The following is a 20,972-nucleotide window of genomic DNA, read 5'->3' as shown; positions in this document are numbered from 1 at the left end:
TTCACACGCGGGGGTCGTTTCAAGTACGGGAAGTGTATTGCAAACGCAGGGCCAATGAGAAGAGAAATTTCTGGTTCCACTATGTGTACATCAACCAGGATCAACTGTAAGTCTTATTTCAACATAGACTTACAATATATAATTCCTGAGATTTTGATGCCAGAAACGGCTTCTCAACAGGTTGTAGATATTGCAAATCCGGTTAGAAAAACGGGTGAGATGCAATTATTACAATTCGTCTTCTCTCGAGCCGGGTGGGCATCAGAAGCGAATTCGGGCAAAACCCCAGCCCAGCACAAAGCCGATTCCCATCAGGATTCCCAACTCGGTAATCCGCTGGGTCTGGTTGGGTGTGAGATTGAAAACGGCCTGGATCAGGAAGCAGAGCACCATCATCAAGCCTGCACCGTACAGGCCAAACCGCACCCGGACTTCGCCGGGGGTACTTTCCCGCGCACCAGGCGGTTGAGGAACAGGAACGGCTGGCTGCTGTCTGTTTTCTTCTGTTTCAGCAGGGGGCTCCGATTCCACGCTTATGCCTCCATTTCCAGTTCCTGAAGTTCGTCAATGATCATGCGCACCAGTTTATCCAGATTGGAACCGGTCGCAGAAGAAATCTGCATGACGGGACTTCCCAGTTCTTCTCCCAGCAGTTCAGCAACTGGTTCTGCATCGGGAAGTTCACTTTTGGTCACAACGATGATTTCCGGACGGTCCATCAGGCTGGCATCATACAGTCGCATCTCTTCCCGGATCTGGCGGTAGTTCTGAATGGGATCAGTCTGATCCATAGGCGAAGGTTCAACCAGATGCACCAGGACCCGCGTGCGTTCCACATGCCTGAGAAATTCGTGCCCCAGGCCAACACCCGCATGCGCTCCTTCGATGAGACCGGGAATATCCGCCATCACAAACTGATGGTCAAAGCCGACACGAACCAGCCCCAGATTGGGATACTTGGTAGTAAACGGGTAAGCAGCAATTTCCGGATGGGCTTTCGAAAGTCGGCTCAGTAAAGTCGATTTGCCTGCGTTGGGCTTACCAACCAGCCCGACATCGGCGATGAGCTTGAGTTCCAGTGAAATATCTCTCTGTTCGCCGAGCCCCCCTTTTTCAAATTCGCGCGGCACCTGGTGGGTGGGAGTCGCAAAATGGCGGTTACCACGGCCCCCTCTGCCCCCTTTGGCGATCACGACCCTGTCGCCACTCTGTTTCATATCTCGCAGCAGATTCCCGCGTTTACTGTCAATCACCAGTGTGCCCGGCGGAACCATGATGATGGCATCTTCGCCGCACTTTCCGGTCTTCAAACTGCTCGACCCGTGACCGCCGCGTTCGGCATTCCAGTGTTTGTGACCGATAATATTTCCCAGGCTGCTGACATTTTCATCGGCGATGACAACTACATCACCCCCTTTGCCACCGTCGCCCCCATTCGGACCGCCCCGGGGTACGTGGGCTTCCCTGCGGAAGCTGGCACAACCATCTCCGCCATCACCGGCTTTACAATAGATATCGACGCGATCTACAAACATGATATTCCGACTACTGTTTCTACTCTGCTAAGTTTTTCGACTCGGTTCCTGTGGGGAAACGATACACAACCACAGGAGTCCCTTTGTATCAACTCCAACGCTGACTGGCAGCATCGCCTGCATCCCGTTTGACATCAGGATGTTGTGAAATTATGGACCTTGATTTCTGCGCTGATTCTACGGCACGCACGCTGCGGCTGGTAGAAATATTTTCCTGCTGTTTCGACTGGAAAATCGCAGTGAGCCCAGATGAGACGACCAGCTGCCCCATTGCCGCCGGTCTCCTTATTGTAGATTCTTAGGATGAAAATACGAGTGCCCTTTGATTCATTCTTGGACAATCCCCCGCTTCATCACACTTCTACCTCAATCACTCGGCGGGAATTTACAAGGCAGCCCCGAAGCCAAACACATCGCAAACACTTTAAACACAACACCTTACAGAACGATCCACACTTCAGATTCGCATTGACCCGTATTCGGGATCTCTTTATACTCCCGCACCCTGAACATGCCCGCATGGATGCGATAAAGGACTGGCGTGATGAGTTCCCTGCCTGCAAGGTCGGTTATAGAGTTTTCTCAGTTTGATCAATTACGAGATGCGCGTGAAATCATCTTCAGCGAAGCAGACGCTTTGCGCCAGATGGGACGTGCACTCGGGACGGAGCTTTGCGACGCGGTTGATTTAATCATGTCGCGCAACGGCGCGGTCATTTTAACGGGCATGGGGAAAGCAGGACTGATCGGCCAGAAGATCTGCGCCACGCTCTCCTCAACGGGAACCCGCTCGCATTTTCTGCATCCCGCGGAAGCCATTCATGGCGACCTGGGTTGCCTGCACGCCGAGGATACCATTCTCGCTTTGTCCAACAGCGGAGAAACGGAAGAGTTACGCCGCCTGCTGCCACTGATTCAGAAAATGAAGCTGCCAATCATTGGAATTACAGCACGCACGACGAGTACATTGGGCGCAGCCTGCCAGGTGGTCTTGTGTCTGGGCGACCTGAAAGAAGCGGGCTCACATCAACTCGCGCCTTCGACCACTACCACAGCCATGCTGGCGATGGGTGATGCGTTGTCACTGGTCATCAGCAAGGCACGCGGCTTTTCGCCATTACAGTTTGCCACGTTTCATCCGGGTGGCAGCCTGGGGCGTCGTTTAACAAAAATTAATGAAGTCATGCGGCCCCGGACGGAAGTGCGTGTCACCGAAGAAACAACTTCCATCCGTGATGCCTTCGTCCGACTGAGCCTGCCGGGACGACGCAGCGGGGCTGTGATCATCATTGACGATGCCAACCGGGTCACGGGTATTTTCACAGACAGTGATCTCGCCAGGCTGCTGGAAGAGCGCCGGGACGAACAACTGGATCAACCTATTTCTCAAGTCATGACCAGAAAACCCGCCACCATTCAGGATGATGCTTCCCTGGAAACAGCCATCGATTTATTGAAAGCCCGCAAATTAAGCGAGCTACCCGTCGTAGATCGAGGACAGCATCTGGTGGGACTGATTGATATTACTGACGTGATAGGCTGGCAGCCCGGAGTGGAATCCGCCAGCGTCAGCCAGCAATCGGGTTAACCTGGTTTCCCTTTTCATTTCTTACCGCCCTTTCACTTCCACTATTAGAAACGTTATTCGATTCACATGACCGAAGCCATTCACCATCACAGGAATGGATTTTTCGATCGCCTGATAGCCAACCGCCTGTTGCTGACCTGGTTCACAACAGCAGCGCTGTCCGGTATCTACCTGCTGTACGCGCAGGGCATGCGTACTTTAATTACAGAACAGGTCATCCGCCAGGAGTTTCCCGAAGAAGTCTTTACGTCTCCCGCCTATGCCTCGGGAAATAATGAGAAAGCGAAAGCGTTTTTGCCCGAACATGACTGGGCCGCCGATGCACGCTATCAGTTCAAAGATGAAAATGTCTACGTCTACACCGAGCAGTGGGAGCAGAAAGAAAACCAGAGAGCGGTGCGGCTCACCCCCTTCGCCATGTTGATGTTCGACCGGAAAAAAGGGGAAACCGAAGCACCCATCGCACTGGTAAGTGAAAAAGCTCTGGTCCGTTTTGAATATCCCTTCGGCATCAAACACACCGATCCGGGCCGGATGATAGCCGGTTCTCTGGACGGGCGTGTAAAAATTACAGGCCCGAATGGACTGATCATCTGGGGCCGCAATTTCTTCTACGATGAAGCGTCGATGAATATTTATAGTGCGAGTGAAGTCCAGTTTGCCTATGAAGATCATCGCGGCAAGGCGCGCGGCATCGAAATGAAGCTGATCCCGGCAACAACGAAACTCCAGGAACTCAAGCCCGCCGTGGAGGGCATTCGAGAAATCGTGTTACGCCACGACGTGGAAATGACACTGGCGATCAAGAAAAGCACTCAACCGACAGAGTACGCAGCCTCCCGTTTCGCAAGGGTAAAGAGTTCAGGCAGTTTTACTTTTGACCTGGAAACGAACCAGGGCACGTTTAAAGACGATGTACGAGTTTATCATCCAACCAGTCCGCAGCATGCAGACACACTGGAATGTGATACCCTCCAATTGCAGTTCGTGCGGAAAGACGAACAGGGTAACACCATCAGCGACGCCACGCCTCAAACTGCCCACTCCAGTGGCAAACTGGCTTTCGAGGAACTCATCGCGACGGGCAGAAATGTCATCCTGCATTCAGAAGAAAACCAGTTTACCGGAACGATGACCCGGCTGTTATATAACGAAGCGAAAAAGATGATCGTGATGCAGGACCAGCAGACCGTGCGGATTTCCCAGCAAGCATCGGAACTCAAATGCCCCGACATCACCATCCATCAGGACCAGGAAGGGCGACTGGAAACCGTGCTCTGCAAAGGTGTGGGCTCCGTTAAGCATTACGATCCGGATAGCAGAAAGCTCATGATGGCAGCAGACTGGGTTGAGTATATGAAAAAGTCAATTGATCCGGAAACCAAACTGGAAATGATAGAGCTGGAGAAAGAGTGCCTCGTCAGAAAACCGGATGCGGAATTTGCACTTGCCGCGCATAAAATTCGCCTGTGGCTCAAAGGAGAACTCCCTTCAGTCAAGCAGCAACAGAAGGCAAAGCTACCGGGAAATCCGTCTGCCAGCGAAGATTCCCAGACGATGAAGAACAAACTCAATCCATATAAAATGATCGCAGAACGGGACGTGGCGATTTACAGCCCGCAACTCCGGGGAAAAACCAAACGGCTCGAAGTCTGGTTCGATGAAGAAACAAAACCTCAATCAGCACCGAATGCGCCCATCGGAGAAATGACGCCGCAGACGCTTTCTCCCGTTAAACATGCGGCGTTTGCTGTGGAAGACACTCTGCCTGAACAGCGACAACGAACCGCTGTGGACCCCGCCGGTCGCGCGAACGTTCCTGCACGTAAGAACTCGCTGCTCCCTGGAAATAAAGAGGACACGCCCGAACCGATTATCGTGGTTGCAGAGCTGATGAAAATTCGCCTCCAGAAAAATGACGAAGGTAAAGACGAAGTCTCAGAAGTCTGGACCGAAGGAAATGTGAGCGTCGAACAGTTTGATGCTCTGCAGGAAGAGCCGCTGCATATCACGGGCAATCAGCTGCATATTCAAAACAAAGGCAGCAATGATCAGGTCTTACACGTGATCGGTAACCCCGCCAAAATCAATGCTCAAGGCTCCCACATTGAAGGCGAACACATTTACCTGTACCGCCTGGCAAATCGGGCAGAAGTCCAGGGTAAAGGCTTACTGCTGCTCCCGGTGCGCGGGGGACAAAAAGCGGCCGGTGGTTTACTCTCCGGAGCAGAAGGGATCACAAAAGAAAACAGCCTCGCGTCTCCCCTGGCCTCAGATGCAGACAGCCAGGACAATCTCCTGGAAATTCACTGGGATCAGGAAATGATCTTTGACGGGTTGACTGCGAACTTCTTTGGGAAAGTCAGAACCAATCTGGGTGACAACCGGCTGCGCTGCCAGGAGATGGAAGTCATCCTGTCTGAGCGGGTCTCCTTTACGGAAAAAAATCCCAGCGAACAAAAACCGGACGTGCATTACATTACCTGTCGCGATGGCGTCGAAGTGGAAAGTAATGAATACCTGGACAACCGCCTGGTCGGCATTCGTCGCGCCAGTTTCTGGCAGATGAACGTGGACCAGCAAACCGGAAACGCCGAGGCCCGTGGTCCTGGCTGGCTGGTTTTGTGGCGACGGGAAAATCCTGAAAAAACCACTTCGCCATCCAAAACCTCCCAGGCCAACCTGCCTCAAAAAACCGAGAGTGACAGCTGGAATTACACCCGCATCGACTTCAATGGAAAAATGGCCGGCAATGTTTCACAGCGGAGCACAACTTTTGATGATCGTGTGCAGATTACCTACGGCGGTGTGAAGCGACCTCTGGATACCATTGATCCCGATAAAATGCCCCCCGGTGCCGGATCGATGCGGAGCAACAGCCTGAAACTGATTCAACATGAAATCGAAGGACAGAAAAAGAAATTCATTTCCATGCTGGCCAAAGGAAACGCCGAAGTGGAAGGAAATACTCTGATTAAAAGCAAACAGACTCCCACCAGCCAGGAGTTCAGTGCCAGCGCTGACACGATCAGCTTCGATCAGTCGAAGGACCAGTACACACTCCGCTCATTTGGAAACCGCAAAGCAACACTCCACCGATTTTCCCCACTCAGGCAGTCTCCCACCCGAAGCGTTTCACAACAGATTGAGTTCTCTCCGTCCCATGACCGGGTCACATTACACGGGGTAACCGAAATACAGGGGCTGCCTTAAGCCAATTCCGCTGGAAATGAGAGATTATTTCTTTTTTCCCCTCACGAACTCCCCTACAATCGAATAAGAAGCTTGCCTGCAAAAAACGTCTCTACTGGATTTCAAGCAAGGAACAACAGTGAACATGCCTGTCACGCAGCAGCAAACCAATCAATTTGCTTATAGCTCTGGTTCCACAAAACGTAAACCATTTGCATGGGCAGGCTGGGATTGCAAATTCTCTCGCGGGTTCTGGCTGCTGACCCTGACAGTACTGCTGTTGGCCCCGTCCGATCACGTACTCGCACAGGACTCACGTGCGCTGTCGACCTATCAGAAACAGTACAGTATTCTGCAAAGCGCGTTTCGGGACAAACTGATCCAACTGGCACAGAATTGTCAGCGCGACCAACAGCAGGCGGGCGTGCAGACCATCACCGGAATCATTAAAGACGTGCAGGATTTCGATCCCCAGGCCAACCCTCTACCGCGTGAAGTCCGTCCGGATCTGCCTCTCAGTCTGCCTGCCGCTGAACGCAACTGGCGGTTGAAGTTGCGGAACCTGCAGGAGGAACAGGCCAATGATCTGTTCGTGTTCTCCCGCAAAGTGTTGCATGAGGGCTTTCCGAGTTACGCTTACGATCTGATACTGGAAACCGCGTATCATAATCCCGATCATCGATCAGTACGGCAGATTCTGGGCTACGTACGGAACGGCGACGAATGGGCTACCCCTTTTGAAAAAGAGATGCACGATCGCAAACAGCAATGGCATCCCCAGTTCGGCTGGTTACCCGCTTCGTATATCACCCGTTATGAGCAGGGCGAACGCTATGTCAACGGACGCTGGAAATCAGCGGCACAGGAAGCAGAAATCCGACGCGATTTCCGCAACGCCTGGGAAATCAAAACCGAACATTTTCTGATCAAAACCAACCACAGCCTGGAAATGGGTGTGAAGCTGGCTACCGAAATGGAAGACTTTTACCGCTATTTCCACCAGACATTCGCAGCATTCTTCAACACGCCCCAACAAATGCAGAAACTGTTTGAAGGAGCCCGCAATCCATTTCAACGTCGCAATAAAAACGATCAACACGTGATGCATTACTACAGCACGCGCGAGGAATATCTGCAGCGACTTCAGAAAGACATTCCCCAGATCAGTCTCACGCACGGCATCTATCTGTTCGGCGATCGGATCTCCCACTTCTATCATCGTCCCGATGCAGAAGGCGATCTGGGAACACTGTACCATGAGGCCACCCATCAGCTGTTTTATGAAAGCAGCTTTCAAGGCAGGAACCGCCAGGTCGGCGAGAAGAATCATTTCTGGGCCATCGAAGGAATTGCCTGCTACATGGAATCGTTTGAAAAGAACGGAAAAAAATTCCGGGCCGGAAACCCGAACCATATCCGCTTCAACGCCGCCCGCTATCGGCTGTTGAAAGATGATTATTATGTCCCCCTGGAAACATTTGCAGCGATGGGCCGCAATGCTTTTCAGACCAGCCCCAACATCAGCCCCAATTACAGCCAGGCATCCGGCCTGTCGCATTTCTTCATGCACGCGTCGCGCGGCGAATATCGGGATGCGTTCATTAATCAGTTGACGGAGCTCTACAGTCTCAATTCCCGTGTGCGAAACAACCCGCAGTCCCTCGCCGAATCAACGGGCGTCTCTTATACCGATCTCGATCGGCAATACAGAGAATACTCGGCGAGCCTGCAGAAAGCCCTCAACGAACGCGCGTTGAGTCTGCAATCCTCCCAGTAAACCAGGCTCGCTTCGAACCGGAAAACGTGTTTCGAGCTTGCGATGTCTGTTTACTCTCAGAGACTGTCATCAGACCTTATTCCCAGACTAAGACTCTGTCCAGTTTTACTGTAGTGTCTCCAGGGCCATTTGGACCGAATATACCAGATTGAGAGACGCTATGGTTATCTGTGACGCACTCTAGCAGCACACGCATATTAAATTATACTAATTAACATTCTAACACGTTAATTAAATTTACTGTTAAATTTTCTTGCTTAAGTCTTCTTAATATACGTAGAATAGTGGCTTCACCTCAAATTTATCTTTTTTAATTTAGTTTTACTTAACCTGTCATCCTCATCTAAAGGAAACGAACTAATGGCACTCAAGTTCCAAAGTCGATCTAAACAGGGTTTTACCCTCATTGAGTTACTGGTGGTGATTGCTATTATCGCCATTTTGATTGCCCTGTTATTGCCGGCTGTCCAGCAGGCACGTGAAGCAGCCCGGCGTTCCACCTGCAAGAACAACCTGAAACAACAGGGACTGGCGTTGCACAACTACCACGATTCCCACCGCATCCTCCCCCCCGGAGATGTCAACGGTGGTGGTTATGATTGTGCCTGGCTGGGAAGTCAAGAAACACGCAACCACACCGGTCAGCTCTACATGCTTCCTTTCCTGGATCAGGCAAATATTTACAATCAGGTCAACTTCTCAATGGCTACCGGATTAGGTGATGGCAACGGGGTCTGCACTGGTCCCACCGCAGGTATTCAAACGGCAGCCACTTCACACTCCATCCCGGTTTTTGAATGCCCCAGTGACTCCTACTCACATGGTCCTTACTCCTACACCTCAAACCTGGCCTATGCGACGGCAAAGGATTATCGCACGAGTTACACTTTTATTTATCTCACCTATTCAGCGGGTGTCGCTTATGAATCTATTTCAGGAATCAAAACGGCCTTTGGACACAATGGGGCAGCCAGGATGCGGGACTTCAGCGATGGTACCAGTAACACCATGGTAATGATGGAGACCCCGATGCAAAAAGACTCGGCAATTCGAGGTCCATTCTGGGCAACATGGGTGGCCACCGCCGCGATTATTGCAGCCCCTTATCGAAAGATTAACCAACCAACCAGCGCAACCAATAAGCTGGTAAACTGGGGATCGCCAGGTAGCGAACACGTGGGTGGTTGTCATGCACTCATGGGTGATGGTGCCGTGCGGTTCGTTACTGAAAACATCGATATCAATCTACTCAGAGCAGTTCAGACTATCAACGGCGGCGAAGTGGTCGGCGACTTCTAACAGAGCAATCATTTGTGAGAAATATTAATGTGGATTTATCAACTTAAGTTTTTACATGCACTCTGCCTGATGACAGCCTGCCTGCTTGCCGGCTGCGCAGGGGGAGGAGCAGATACACCCGATCTGGGACAGGTCTCAGGTACGATCACTTTAGATGGGCAACCACTGACACAGGCCTCCGTGACGTTTCAACCTCAGTCGGGAGCCCCTTCGGTAGGCATGACTGATGAAACCGGCCATTATGAACTGGCTTACAACACTGATACACAGGGAGCGATACCAGGCCAGCACGCGGTACGCATCAGTAAGATGGGTGAACCGGGTTCACCCAATGACACAGAAGATCAGGTCCCGGCAAAATTTAATCAAAACTCAAAACTCACTGCGGAAGTCAAACCGGGCGAGAACACCGTGAATTTCGATCTGGATTCGAAAGCCAAGTAGCGTTTCACAGCATGACTTCAGTTTGACGTGAATCACAGAAACTATGCAGGACAGGTTCTGCTCTCAGGAGTAGAGCCTGTTTTTCTATCCCTCCGACAGAGCCTGGAATCCTTTCTTTCTGGACCCGGCCTCTGCCGCGCGATAGGATGAATAGGCTTCGTTCTTCTCCCCTGCTCTCCTGTGATACTGAGATATTCGCGATGCAGCCTGCATGTCATCCGAGATCCGATCCGCAAGTCAACACACAGCGAGCCCGCCATCCGCTGCTGTTTCGTGGTGCAGCGATCCTGCTGGGACTCTCTCTGCTGGTTCTCCTGGAAATCGCACTGCGACTGTGTGGCGTTCAACCCCTGCCCGACAGTCAGGACCCCTACATCTCCTTCAGCTCTGATGCCACACTGTTTATCAAAGATCCTGCAGGAACCAGTTATCAGACCGCCCCGGAACGAATCGACTTCTTTCGCCCACAAGCGTTCCCCGTCAAAAAACCGGCAGATACGTTTCGCGTATTTGTACTGGGTGGTTCGACAGTTCAGGGCCGACCTTATGCCGTCGAAACATCATTCACCACCTGGCTGAAAATCAATCTGCAGGCAGCGGAGCCAGAGCGCGACATGGAAGTCATCAACTGTGGCGGAGTCTCGTATGCCAGTTATCGCCTGGTTCCCATCCTGCGTGAAACACTGCAGTACCAGCCGGACCTGTTTATTGTCTATACCGGCCATAATGAATTTCTGGAAGAACGCTCCTACGGCAATTTCAAACAGAGTTCACCGATTTATCTCACCGCGCAGAAATCCCTCCGTGATCTGCGTATTGCATCTCTTTTGCAACGCATCCTGCCAGACACGCAGTCTAAAATTTCGGCCGCTCCCAAAACCGTGTTGACAGCAGACGTGAATGCCCGGCTCGATTTTCAGAAAGGCCTGGAAGGATATCATCGCGACCTCGACCATCGTCGCGACATTGTGAATCATTTTAAATACAATGTACGACAGATGATTTTACTCGCGAAGCAGGCAGACGTACCGCTCGTGCTGGTCAATCCGGTATCAAATCTCAAAAACTGTCCCCCGTTTAAATGTGAATTCCAAAACGGTCTTTCGCAGCCACAGCAGGATCAACTGATTGCCTGCTGGAAAGCAGCCAACGATTGTGGCTGGAATGAAGCTGATCGCAAAATGCAGTTGTGGAAAGAAGCCGTTCGCATTGACCACCAGCACGCCGATCTGCTGTACAGCGTGGGAAAAACCTGTGAATCTCTGCAGCTTTATCCGGAAGCAAAAAACTGGCTGACGAAAGCCAAAGAAGAAGACGTCTGCCCGTTGCGGATCCTGGAACCGATGCATGTTTCGCTGCTTGAGCTGGCGCAGGAATTTCATGTACCCCTGGTTGATATCCGCAGTTTAATTGAGCAGCGTACACCGGATGGAATTCCCGGCAGTGAATGGCTCGTTGACCATGTGCATCCCAGTATTAAAGGACATCAGCTGATTGCCGATACACTCTATGAAAAACTGGTCACCTTGCAACTCCTCCCGCAACCGGCTGACTGGCAGTCGAACCGGGATCAACTGCGTCTGGCACATTTAAATTCTCTGCCAGAGGAATATTTTCTCCGCGGTGCGCTGCGCAGCAGAAGGCTCGAAGGCTGGAGCCGGGGTCGCAGCCAGAAAATCCCCCCCACCTCGACACAGAGTTTCATGCAGTAAATCCTGTTGTAAGCTCATTACGTCCGCTGAGGGAATCTGTTTCATTATTGCAGAAAAAGGATACAAATCTGACGCATACTCTGATTGATTCGAGTCCGCTGCTGCCCTATGATCGAAGATCAAGGTCTGTTTCGCTGACGTTGATCTTATCTTCCCTGAATCTGACCTGTGACGCTGCTCAACATGAAAGAGACACCTGATGAGACAACGCTGGATTTTCACACTTCTGGGACTGGTCTTCCTGAACACCGGGCAGCCGGTTCACAGTGAAACACAAGCGGCACCGTTTGTCGCTGGCTTTGATCGATTTTCACGGCATGCTGAACTGCAACCACAGGCGGGAGGTCAGCTGCTGATCAGCGAACTGAGTTGCGTCGCCTGCCATCCATCACAGCGCGCTGAACTGCAACCCAAACGGGGACCGCGCTTAACGGGAGCCGGCAATCATCTGCAGCAGCAATGGATTCGCGAATTTCTCGCCGCGCCGCAAATCAGCAAAGCAGGCACAACGATGCCTGATGTGCTCCATGGTTTACCCGCTGAAGAAAAGCAGCAAGCCATTACTGCATTGACCGCGTTTCTCACCACACAGCAGTCTGACTATCCCGAGATCAAAGCGACCGGCGCCAATCCGGTGCCTCACGAATTCTGGAAAAAAGGCAATGTCGAACAGGGACAGGAGCTGTATCATAAAATCGGTTGTGTCGCCTGCCACGAACCCGATGAAACATATGAACCAGGCGAGATTAAAATTTCTCCGACCGATAAAATGCTCGCACAACTCGATCCCGAAGACATTAAGGAACTGGGACTGGCCGCTGCTGTGCGTCCCGTCAATTCGGTTCCCCACGGCAACCTGCCAGCCAAATACACACCAAAATCATTGACGTTTTTTCTGCTCAATCCCGAACAGACACGACCCGCCGGTCGAATGCCGCAACTCAAACTCAAGGCGGTCGAAGCAGCCGACATCGCCGCCTATCTGCTTCGGAAACAGACCGAAGTACAGACTGCGGACAAAAATACCATTGCGCCAGATTTAATCGCACAAGGTCAGCAACTGTTCGTCGAACTGAAGTGTGTGAACTGCCACGAAACAAAAAAACTGAAACCAAAACTGTTTGCTCAACCATTGGCAAAATTAAACGCAGCTGCTTCGACCAGTTGCCTGCACGCTGCTCAGAAAAATATGCCCGCATATCCTCTGGACCAGCAGCAACAGACGGCGATTGAGCAGACCCTGGCAAGTCTACCCGACCAGAACCCTGCCAGTCCGAAACAGCAACTGGATTTTCAGGTGCTGCAGCTCAACTGTTATGCCTGCCATGAACGAGACAAACGGGGGGGCGTCGGCTTTAACCGCAAGCCTTACTTTGAAACCGCCGCGCACGTCGACCTGGGTGATGAAGGCCGCATTCCTCCCACGCTGACCGGAATTGGCTTTAAACTGCAGAAAAAATGGCTGTCAAAAGTCCTGAATGGGAGAGGCGACATCCGCCTTCACATGCAGGCCCGCATGCCTGTTTTTCCGAAGCAACAGGTCTCTGCCCTGCCCACCGCTTTTGAGAAAGTCGATGGTAAAACGCAGTTGCCCGATTCAAAAGTTTTCCCCGACCACAACAAACTGGCATCGTCAGGCCGCATCATGCTGGAGACCGGTTGCATCCAGTGTCATCCCATCCGTGGCGAAAGTATGCCGGGTGTGGTCGGCACCGATCTGGGTGATGTCACCAATCGCGTGCATCCCCACTGGTTCCGTGAATTCCTGCTCGACCCCGCTTCCCTGAAACCACGCACCCGCATGCCCACTTTTTTCCCAGGTGGACAGAGCCAGAATAAAGGGCTGCTCGACGGGAACGTGGATCAGCAGATCGCGGCACTCTGGGGCTACCTGAAAGCGGGTTCCAAACAGCCTCTGCCTGAAAAAATCCTCGTAGCAAAATCTAAAAACTACGAACTCGTCCCCGACAAGCGTCCGATTGTTCTGCGCACCTTCATGCAGGAGGCCGGAACCCATGCCATCGCGGTGGGCCTGCCGGAGAAGGTTCATTTCGCCTTTGATGCCGAACAGGTCCGACCCGCGCTCGCCTGGAAAGGCCGGTTCCTGGATGCACAGGGAACCTGGTTCATTCGCTTTGCCCCCCCCGCCGACCCGCTGGGCAGCAATGCGATCCAGTTTCCCGCAGGAGCCCCGGTGGCGCTCTTGAAATACAATCAGCAGCCCTGGCCCACGTATTCCCCAGATGCGAATGAATTGCAATTTCGCGGATACCGCGTCGATGCGGCAGGCATTCCCACCTTTCTGTATCGCTGTGGAAAATTCGACATAGAAGACCGTTTCGAAGCGACCGAAAAACAGGCTCTCAAACGACGACTGACCATCAAAGGCAGTCCACAGCAGAGCGATTCAGAGACGCTCTGGTTTCGCGGCCTGACCGGTAAAACTCTGAAGCAGCTGAACCCGACGACCATGCAAAACCAGGCGGGCCTCCAGGTTTCGGTCTCGTCTGAACTGACGAAAGCCGGTCTTCTTCGCAAGCGCGACAACCAGTCTGACTGGATCATCCCCGTACCCGCTACAGCTAATACTACGATTGAGGCGACCTACCAATGGTAACACGCGCGATCCTGTTTACATTGACATTACTTTGCATCACATTGGCCGGCAGCGCTGGCGACATTCAGTCTGTTTTTGCAGAGAGTGAGGCGGACTATTACCGACTCGTTTCGATCATGACGCCCCGAGCGCAAACTGAATCGCGGGCCGCCAACTGGAAGCCGGCCCCCGGTGACCTGGTACTGGAAGTCAGTGGCATCGCAGTGCTCGATGATCATCGCATTGCCGTCGCCATCCGCAAGGGGGAAATCTGGATCATGGACGGCGTGTATGAACAGCCTCCCAAAAACGTAACCTACAAACGCTTCGCGACAGCCTTGCATGAACCGTTGGGGCTGATCTATAAAGACGGCGCTTTCTACACCGTCCAACGTAGCGAACTGACGCGCATTCGCGATACTGACGGCGATGACATCGCCGATGAATATCTGACCGTCGCCAAAGGCTGGGGGGTCACCGGTCATTACCATGAATATGCTTACGGCCCCGTACTCGACCACGATGGAAACATGTGGCTCACATTAAACATCGGACTGGGGCTGAAGAAAGAACACAAATCGCGGGCGGTCACCGATCCGACACTGGGCTTTTCACAAGGCCGCTGGCGCGGCTGGGGCATGAAGTGTACTCCGGAAGGCGAACTGATTCCCGTCTGTGCTGGCATGCGGTCTCCAGCGGGACTCGGTGTGAACCGCGCCGGCGATGTGTTCTACACCGATCAGCAGGGAAACTGGGTCGCCACCAACTCACTGCATCACATGCGCGAAGGGGCGTTCTTCCACCACGTCGAAGCCCTGGCGTCGATGAATCTTCCCGGTTCACCTGTGAAGGGCATCAAAGAAATCCCCAACGGCCTGCCTTTCCCGGAAGCCCTCAAACGGATGCCACAACTCAAGCCACCTGCTGTCTGGTTCCCGTATAAAAAAGCCGGTCAGTCGGCAACCGACATCATGCTCGACGACAGCGGCGGAAAATTCGGTCCCTTCGATGGTCAGTTTTTTGTCGGCGAATTTACACAGGCTTCTATCCAACGTGTCTTTCTGGAAAAAGTGGACGGCGAATACCAGGGGGCCTGCTTCCCTTTTCGCAGCGGCTTCGCTTCCGCAGTACTTCGGATGGCTCAGGGAACCGACGGCAGTATGTTTGTCGGCCTGACCAATCGGGGCTGGAGCAGTCTGGGGACTGCCTCCTATGGACTACAGCGACTGGTCTGGACGAAAAAAATGCCGTTTGAAATCAAGGAGATGCGGGCACAACCCGAGGGTTTCGAACTGGTCTTCACCAAACCGGTCGACCGCAAGACAGCTGCAGATCCTAAGTCTTACAAGCTGCAGAGCTACACCTACACGTATCACTCTTCCTACGGCAGCGATGAAATTCTGCCGCGTCACCTTGAAATTGAGAGCATCACGATTTCGGATGATGGTTTGAAGGCAAACCTCAAAGTCAAAGGTTTGCGCGCATTGTATGTCCATGAACTCAACGCAGAAGGGGTTAAAAGTCAGGATGGTCAGTCTCTGCTGCATCCGAACGCTTACTACACTCTGAATCGCATCCCGAAGTAATGTGCCCCGGTTACGTTCAATTCAGAAAACCACGTTCGCGTAATTCCTGGATATTTCCGGGTGCACTTTCCCAGACCCGCTCCGCCGCATAACGCATCACCGCGATGCCTCCCATGCCGGGCGGGGCACTCAGAATCGCAACGTGTTCTTCCTCTTCATCGTCCAGTTGGCGATTCAGTTTGGCGACCGCTTCTTCAATGCTGTCGCTCACAATTCGCTCGGGGCCGCTGGTATTGGCGAATTTCAGATTCGAAAACCCAGCGGTCCGCGATAGCAGAAAGGCGGCCAGGTCGGCTTCTTCCTGTTCTTCGAAGAAATTGCGAAACTCCGGCTCCATGCGATCGGGGGTAATGATCATCGGGCGGGTGATACTGACTTCCCCTTTACGGATCGTGACCGTCGAACCACTCTCCGCGGCTCCACAAACCAGATAATAAGGCAGCTTCTGATCGCCGAACGTAAACAGGGAAAAATTTACGGGACGCTCAATCCGTACCGCGGTCCATATTTCGAAGAAACGCTGTTCATCGAACTCGTGTGAAAAATTCATCTGGTTCCAAACGGGTTGAATAATAATACGGCGAGTAAAACGATTCTGATCAGCGGGATGATTAGCTCAGTTTCTTCAACTTACTGACGCGTCCGACTGAAACCCATTCGGTGACAAAGAGGTTCCCCTCCTGATCGAAGCAGGCATCGTGCGGGTGGACGAATCGGCCGGCCTGCCAGGTTTCAGGCTGCGTACGTACTTTGAATCCATCCAGGACTTTGTTCGTCCAGTCCTGATCGTATCCCAGATGTGTGATGACTTTATTCTGCTTATCAAACAAAGTGACTCGCGCGTGCAGGTCGGAGACGACCATGATGTCACCCTGAATATCAATATCGGCTGGAAAGCTGACTGTATTGACAAAACCCAGATGTTTTCCATCGAGCGAGAAATACTGCAGACGATGATTGGCCCGGTCGCAGACCGCAATCTTGGGTGTACCGTCCCGTACATCCAGCCACATCCCATGCGGCGTTTTCATTTTTCCAGGTTCGGTTCCACTTCCGCCCCAGTAAAATTCGGGTTTCCCCTCTTTGGTATACTTGTGGATAAAGTGAGAACCATAACCATCGCCGACATAAAATCCCCCGTCAGGAGCGAAAGCAATATTTGTGGGACTGTAACGCTGCTTTGTATCTTTATAATGTTCGGGAGCGGCAGGTCGCCCGATCGTCCAGACGACTTCGCCGGTCAGACTGGTTTTTGCCACGACGCCATGCTTCGTATCGGAGAGATACAAAAATTCGTCGCTGCCTTCTTTGCGCACATCAATCCCGTGTCCGCCGCCATGATATTCCTTGCCGAACGAGCGGACGAACTTTCCAGCCGGGTCAAAGACCACAATTGCATCCATGGGTGTTTTGGTTTTCGAACGATGCTTGATATAAATCAGCCCGGCGGAATCGACGCACACGCCATGCGTCTCACCCCATTGGATATGTTTGGGAATGTCACCCCAGTTATGGATCGCTTCATATTGAAATGCCCCTTCGCCCAGGACCGGCGGCTTGCTGCCCGCTTTGTCTTCTGCGCCGAGAATGGCAGGCGCAAAAAAACTGCCTGCGACAGCCGCACTGGCGGTTTTCAAAAAGGCACGTCGGGAATCGGTCTGTCGTGAGTTGAAGGCGGAGCGTTGATCCATAAAAACGGGTACCTGGCAACAAAAAGTTCGTGAAAATCTGTTGTATTAACCATCAGAGAAAGTCATCCTCTGATCGATCTTAACGCACACATTGACCGCTTCTCAATTGAGGATGCCAAAAAATAGGGTATTCTGACAATGTTCTCCGTAGATCCCCGCCTCGTTTCACGTACAACTCCCAGAGACACGTCAATTAAGATGGTCATCCCCACGCGGATGTGGTATGAGAGGCTCACTACGGTAAATTAACGGTTATCCTGACTGTTACAGACTTTAACTTCATCCATTCCTGCTGATTTCCTCTGAGAAGGAAGGGAATACCATGAATGCCACCAGCACGATTCCTGTTTTGTTCACCATCGTGTCACTGTGTTTGCAGCAGCCCCTCATCGCTGCCGACGACAAATCGACGGACTCATCCGAATTGCAGATTGATTCGGTACTGGTCAGTCTGATTGAAGAAGTCGAAGTCCCTGCGCGGGAAGTCGGCCAGCTCAATACGATCAAAGTCAAAGAAGGCATGACGGTCGAGAAAGGCGCGGTGCTGGCCCAGATCGAAGATTCCGAAGCGATGCTCCTGTTACAGCAGGCCAAACTGGAATACGAAATGGCGCAACTCAAAGCCACCAATGATGTCGATCTCCGTTTTGCCCGGAAAGCTTATGAAGTCGCCAACGCAGAACTGCAGCGAGCCGAAGACTCGATCAAAAAATATCCCAAGAGCATTTCCAAAACCGAACTGGATCGCCTGAAGCTGACTGCGGAAAAATCCGAACTGGAAATCGAGCAGGCATCCGAAGAACGTAAGACGACTCAACTGGAAGCCAGCCTGAAACGAAACGCCGAACAGATTGCAAATCTGGCAGTGCAGCGACGGAAAGTGGTCTCCCCGATCAAAGGCATGGTGGTACAGATAATGATCCGCGATGGCGAATGGGTGCGTCCCGGTGATACGGTACTACGCATTCTCAGGCTCGACCGACTGCGGGCGGAAGGGCTGATCAACGCCTCGCGACTGCAGGAACAGGATCTGATGAATCACCCGGTCACCCTGATCGTGAATCCCGGTACGAAACAGGTCATGGAATTCCAGGGAAAAATTTCCTTTGTCAGTCCCGAAATCAATCCGGTTAATAATCAGACGCGCGTCTGGGCCGAGATCGAAAACCCGGACCTCAAACTGAAACCGGGGATGCGGGCTTCCTTAATCATTAAATAAACCCGATCGATTCAGAAAGCGACTCCAGCCACCATGTCGTTCGGTCCTCAAGACTTTTCGAACCAGCCACTGCGACTGAGAATGCGGGCCGACCTGCACGTCCAACCGCTGCAGTTTGGTGGAAAAAAATACTGGGGCATCAAAGACCCGATCTCCCTGCAGTATTATCAGTTGCGCGACGAGGAGTATTTCATTCTGCAGCAACTGGACGGACGGGCCTCCTTTGACGTCATTCGAAAAAAATACGAACAACGTTTTCTGCCTCAAAAACTGCAGGCATCCCATCTGCAGGGATTCCTGTCGCGGCTGCATCAGTCCGGGCTGATCATCGCTGATGCCTTCGGTCAGGGGGAAATCCTGCTGGACCGTCAGTTGCAGAAACAGCAGCAGTCAAGGCGGGCGCGCTGGATGAACCCGCTGGCGATCCGCTTTCGAGGCATCGACCCACACCGCCTGCTGAACTGGCTGCAACCATGGACCGCAATCTGTTTTACCCCCCTGTTTCTACTGGCGGCGTTAACGCTGATGGGATCTGCGATTGCATTGATTTGCACGCATCTGGACGCGGTCATCACCCAGCTTCCCGAATTCGCGACCTTCTTCGAAGCGCGGAATCTGGTGCTGCTGGCCTGCAGCCTGGCGCTGGTCAAAATCGTGCATGAACTGGGGCATGCGCTCGCCTGCAAACAGCTGGGAGGCGAGTGCCGGGAATTGGGCGTGATGCTGCTGGCCTTCATTCCCTGTCTATACGTGAATGTCAGCGATGCCTGGACGATGCGCGATAAGTGGCATCGGATCATCGTAAGTTCCGCCGGGATCTTTGTGGAACTGTTGATCTCGGCCATCTGCGTTTTCCTCTGGTGGTTTTCCTATCCCGGACTGTTTCATTCACTCTGCCTGAATATCGTGGTGGTCTGTTCGGTAAATACGCTGCTGCTGAATGGAAACCCGCTGCTCCGCTACGACGGCTATTATATTCTGCTCGATCTGCTGGAAGTACCCAACCTGCGACAGCGGGCACAGGCGATCGTTTCCAACCGGCTGCATCACTGGTTTTTCGGTCACAAAGCAGAGACTCTGCTCAAGGAGCCCCGGCGGCTGAGACGCTTTCTGTTTGCGTACGGCATCGCCTCGGCGATTTATCGCTGGTTTATTGTGTTCGCCATTCTGACCGTCTGTTATTATGTTCTGGAACCTTACGGCCTGGAAATTATCGCACAGGTCATGGGAGCCTTTGTGCTGATGGGAATGTTGATCGTGCCTGTGAAATCTGCTGCCATTGAAATTCGAACCTATGCCAATGCGGGCCAGATCCAATGGCGGCGGTTTACCATTCGCTCTGCTGCCGTGCTGCTGTTTCTGGCGGGCCTGCTGTGGATTCCCCTGCCTCACCGGATTTCGGCTCCTGCTCTGATCGAGCTTAAAAATGCCAAACACGTCTACGTCACCGCCCCCGGTTTTCTTCAATCCACGGCCACGCCACAAACCCTGATTGAACAGGGTTCCTTGATCGCAGAGCTGTCGAATGAACAGATTCGGCAGGACATTCTCAAGCTGACCGGGCAGATCCACGAACAGGAGCTCCGCATTTCCAACCTCGAACGTCGCCAGCTGGATGATCCGGAAGCAGAGCAGGAACTCCCCACAGCGCGGGAACAACGGCTTGACCTCCAAGACCAGCTGAAACAGCGGCAAACCGATCAGCGTCGACTCTCACTGAAAGCGCCGATCACAGGAACATTGATTCCTGCACCACGAAAGGCAGCAAACCACGAGGAGGCCGATCTGCCCGCCTGGACCGGTTCCCCCTTTGATGCAGATAACCGGTACTGCTTTCTGGAACGGGGCACCTGGCTGTGTTCGCTCGGCAATCCAGCGCAGTTGCAGGCGCGACTGATTGTCGATCAGGAACATGTCGAATTTATCGAACCCGGCCAGAGCGTGCGCATCCTGCTGGATGAATACCCGGGTAACGTCTTAACGGGTACGGTTCAGGAAATTGCGGAAATCGATCTGGATGATTTGCATCCCAACCTGATACACCGCGAAGAACTCACCACCGAAGTAAATGCTTCAGGAAAACAGCAGCTCAGCAGTACGTCGTACCTGGCAATGGTCACGCTGCAAACACCGGCAGAACAACCTTTGATTCACTCGACCGGGCAGGCCAAAATCAAAGTGCCACCTGAATCACTGGGAAAAAAGGCATATCGGCAGCTCAGAAAAACCATTCGGCTGTTCCAATAGGCATCTCCATATACTTCGCAAACTGCCCGTCTTCACATTTTGGTGAGATAGAGAATCAACGTTTGCAGATTCGGTTAGAATTGCTA

Annotated in this window: 15 protein-coding genes; 10 read left to right on the top strand and 5 right to left on the bottom strand. The window is 52.6% G+C overall.

Features of this window, described 5'->3' with window-relative positions; genetic code table 11:
• Window positions 1-261: 261 nt before the first annotated feature.
• From Pan161_RS00795 to Pan161_RS00785, 3 genes are all read right to left on the bottom strand, one after another.
• Entirely contained in the window at window positions 262-531 is a 270-nt protein-coding gene (locus Pan161_RS00795; protein WP_145223719.1) for a hypothetical protein, read from the bottom strand.
• A 2-nt stretch (window positions 532-533) separates the two neighbouring features.
• A complete protein-coding gene (obgE, locus tag Pan161_RS00790) occupies window positions 534-1,535 on the bottom strand; it encodes a GTPase ObgE (protein WP_145223718.1) in 1,002 nt (333 codons plus the stop codon).
• Between the two features lie 88 nt (window positions 1,536-1,623).
• Window positions 1,624-1,806 carry a hypothetical protein gene (locus Pan161_RS00785; protein WP_145223717.1) on the bottom strand — a complete coding sequence of 61 codons (183 nt, stop codon included), beginning with the start codon at window positions 1,804-1,806 and terminating at the stop codon, window positions 1,624-1,626.
• A gap of 273 nt (window positions 1,807-2,079) precedes the next feature.
• Here Pan161_RS00785 and Pan161_RS00780 point away from each other — a divergent pair, with 273 nt between their 5' ends.
• From Pan161_RS00780 to Pan161_RS00745, 8 genes are all read left to right on the top strand, one after another.
• On the top strand, window positions 2,080-3,123 hold the full coding sequence (locus Pan161_RS00780; protein ID WP_145223716.1) for a KpsF/GutQ family sugar-phosphate isomerase: 1,044 nt from the start codon (window positions 2,080-2,082) through the stop codon (window positions 3,121-3,123).
• Between the two features lie 66 nt (window positions 3,124-3,189).
• Window positions 3,190-6,336 (top strand): hypothetical protein, encoded by a 3,147-nt coding sequence (locus Pan161_RS00775; RefSeq protein WP_145223715.1) that lies wholly within the window; start codon window positions 3,190-3,192, stop codon window positions 6,334-6,336.
• A 124-nt stretch (window positions 6,337-6,460) separates the two neighbouring features.
• The gene (locus Pan161_RS00770; RefSeq protein ID WP_145223714.1) at window positions 6,461-8,092 is read left to right on the top strand and encodes a DUF1570 domain-containing protein; all 1,632 of its coding nucleotides are present in this window, start codon (window positions 6,461-6,463) and stop codon (window positions 8,090-8,092) included.
• Between the two features lie 360 nt (window positions 8,093-8,452).
• Window positions 8,453-9,391 (top strand): DUF1559 domain-containing protein, encoded by a 939-nt coding sequence (locus Pan161_RS00765; protein WP_145223713.1) that lies wholly within the window; start codon window positions 8,453-8,455, stop codon window positions 9,389-9,391.
• 27 nt (window positions 9,392-9,418) lie between these two features.
• Complete coding sequence (locus Pan161_RS00760; protein WP_145223712.1) at window positions 9,419-9,835, top strand: carboxypeptidase-like regulatory domain-containing protein; 417 nt, start codon at window positions 9,419-9,421, stop codon at window positions 9,833-9,835.
• 200 nt (window positions 9,836-10,035) lie between these two features.
• Window positions 10,036-11,547 carry an SGNH/GDSL hydrolase family protein gene (locus Pan161_RS00755; RefSeq protein WP_197995623.1) on the top strand — a complete coding sequence of 504 codons (1,512 nt, stop codon included), beginning with the start codon at window positions 10,036-10,038 and terminating at the stop codon, window positions 11,545-11,547.
• 199 nt (window positions 11,548-11,746) lie between these two features.
• A complete protein-coding gene (locus Pan161_RS00750; protein ID WP_145223710.1) occupies window positions 11,747-14,164 on the top strand; it encodes a c-type cytochrome in 2,418 nt (805 codons plus the stop codon).
• The gene (locus Pan161_RS00745) at window positions 14,158-15,729 is read left to right on the top strand and encodes a DUF7133 domain-containing protein (protein ID WP_145223709.1); all 1,572 of its coding nucleotides are present in this window, start codon (window positions 14,158-14,160) and stop codon (window positions 15,727-15,729) included. The genes Pan161_RS00750 and Pan161_RS00745 overlap by 7 nt, the downstream gene beginning before the upstream one ends.
• 16 nt (window positions 15,730-15,745) lie before the next feature.
• Here Pan161_RS00745 and Pan161_RS00740 read toward each other — a convergent pair whose 3' ends face one another.
• The gene (locus Pan161_RS00740; protein ID WP_145223708.1) at window positions 15,746-16,279 is read right to left on the bottom strand and encodes a hypothetical protein; all 534 of its coding nucleotides are present in this window, start codon (window positions 16,277-16,279) and stop codon (window positions 15,746-15,748) included.
• A 61-nt stretch (window positions 16,280-16,340) separates the two neighbouring features.
• Complete coding sequence (locus Pan161_RS00735; protein ID WP_145223707.1) at window positions 16,341-17,420, bottom strand: NHL repeat-containing protein; 1,080 nt, start codon at window positions 17,418-17,420, stop codon at window positions 16,341-16,343.
• A gap of 322 nt (window positions 17,421-17,742) precedes the next feature.
• Here Pan161_RS00735 and Pan161_RS00730 point away from each other — a divergent pair, with 322 nt between their 5' ends.
• Window positions 17,743-18,639, top strand: coding sequence for an efflux RND transporter periplasmic adaptor subunit (locus tag Pan161_RS00730; RefSeq protein ID WP_145223706.1), 897 nt, complete (start codon window positions 17,743-17,745; stop codon window positions 18,637-18,639).
• A 33-nt stretch (window positions 18,640-18,672) separates the two neighbouring features.
• Window positions 18,673-20,886: a site-2 protease family protein gene (locus tag Pan161_RS00725; RefSeq protein ID WP_145223705.1), complete on the top strand. Its 2,214-nt coding sequence runs from the start codon at window positions 18,673-18,675 to the stop codon at window positions 20,884-20,886.
• Window positions 20,887-20,972 lie beyond the last annotated feature (86 nt).

The organism is Gimesia algae, from assembly GCF_007746795.1.
Taxonomy (GTDB): Bacteria; Planctomycetota; Planctomycetia; order Planctomycetales; family Planctomycetaceae; genus Gimesia; species Gimesia algae.
The sequence above is the reverse complement of the archived record's forward strand: the minus strand, read 5'-3'. Positions and strand labels throughout refer to the sequence as shown.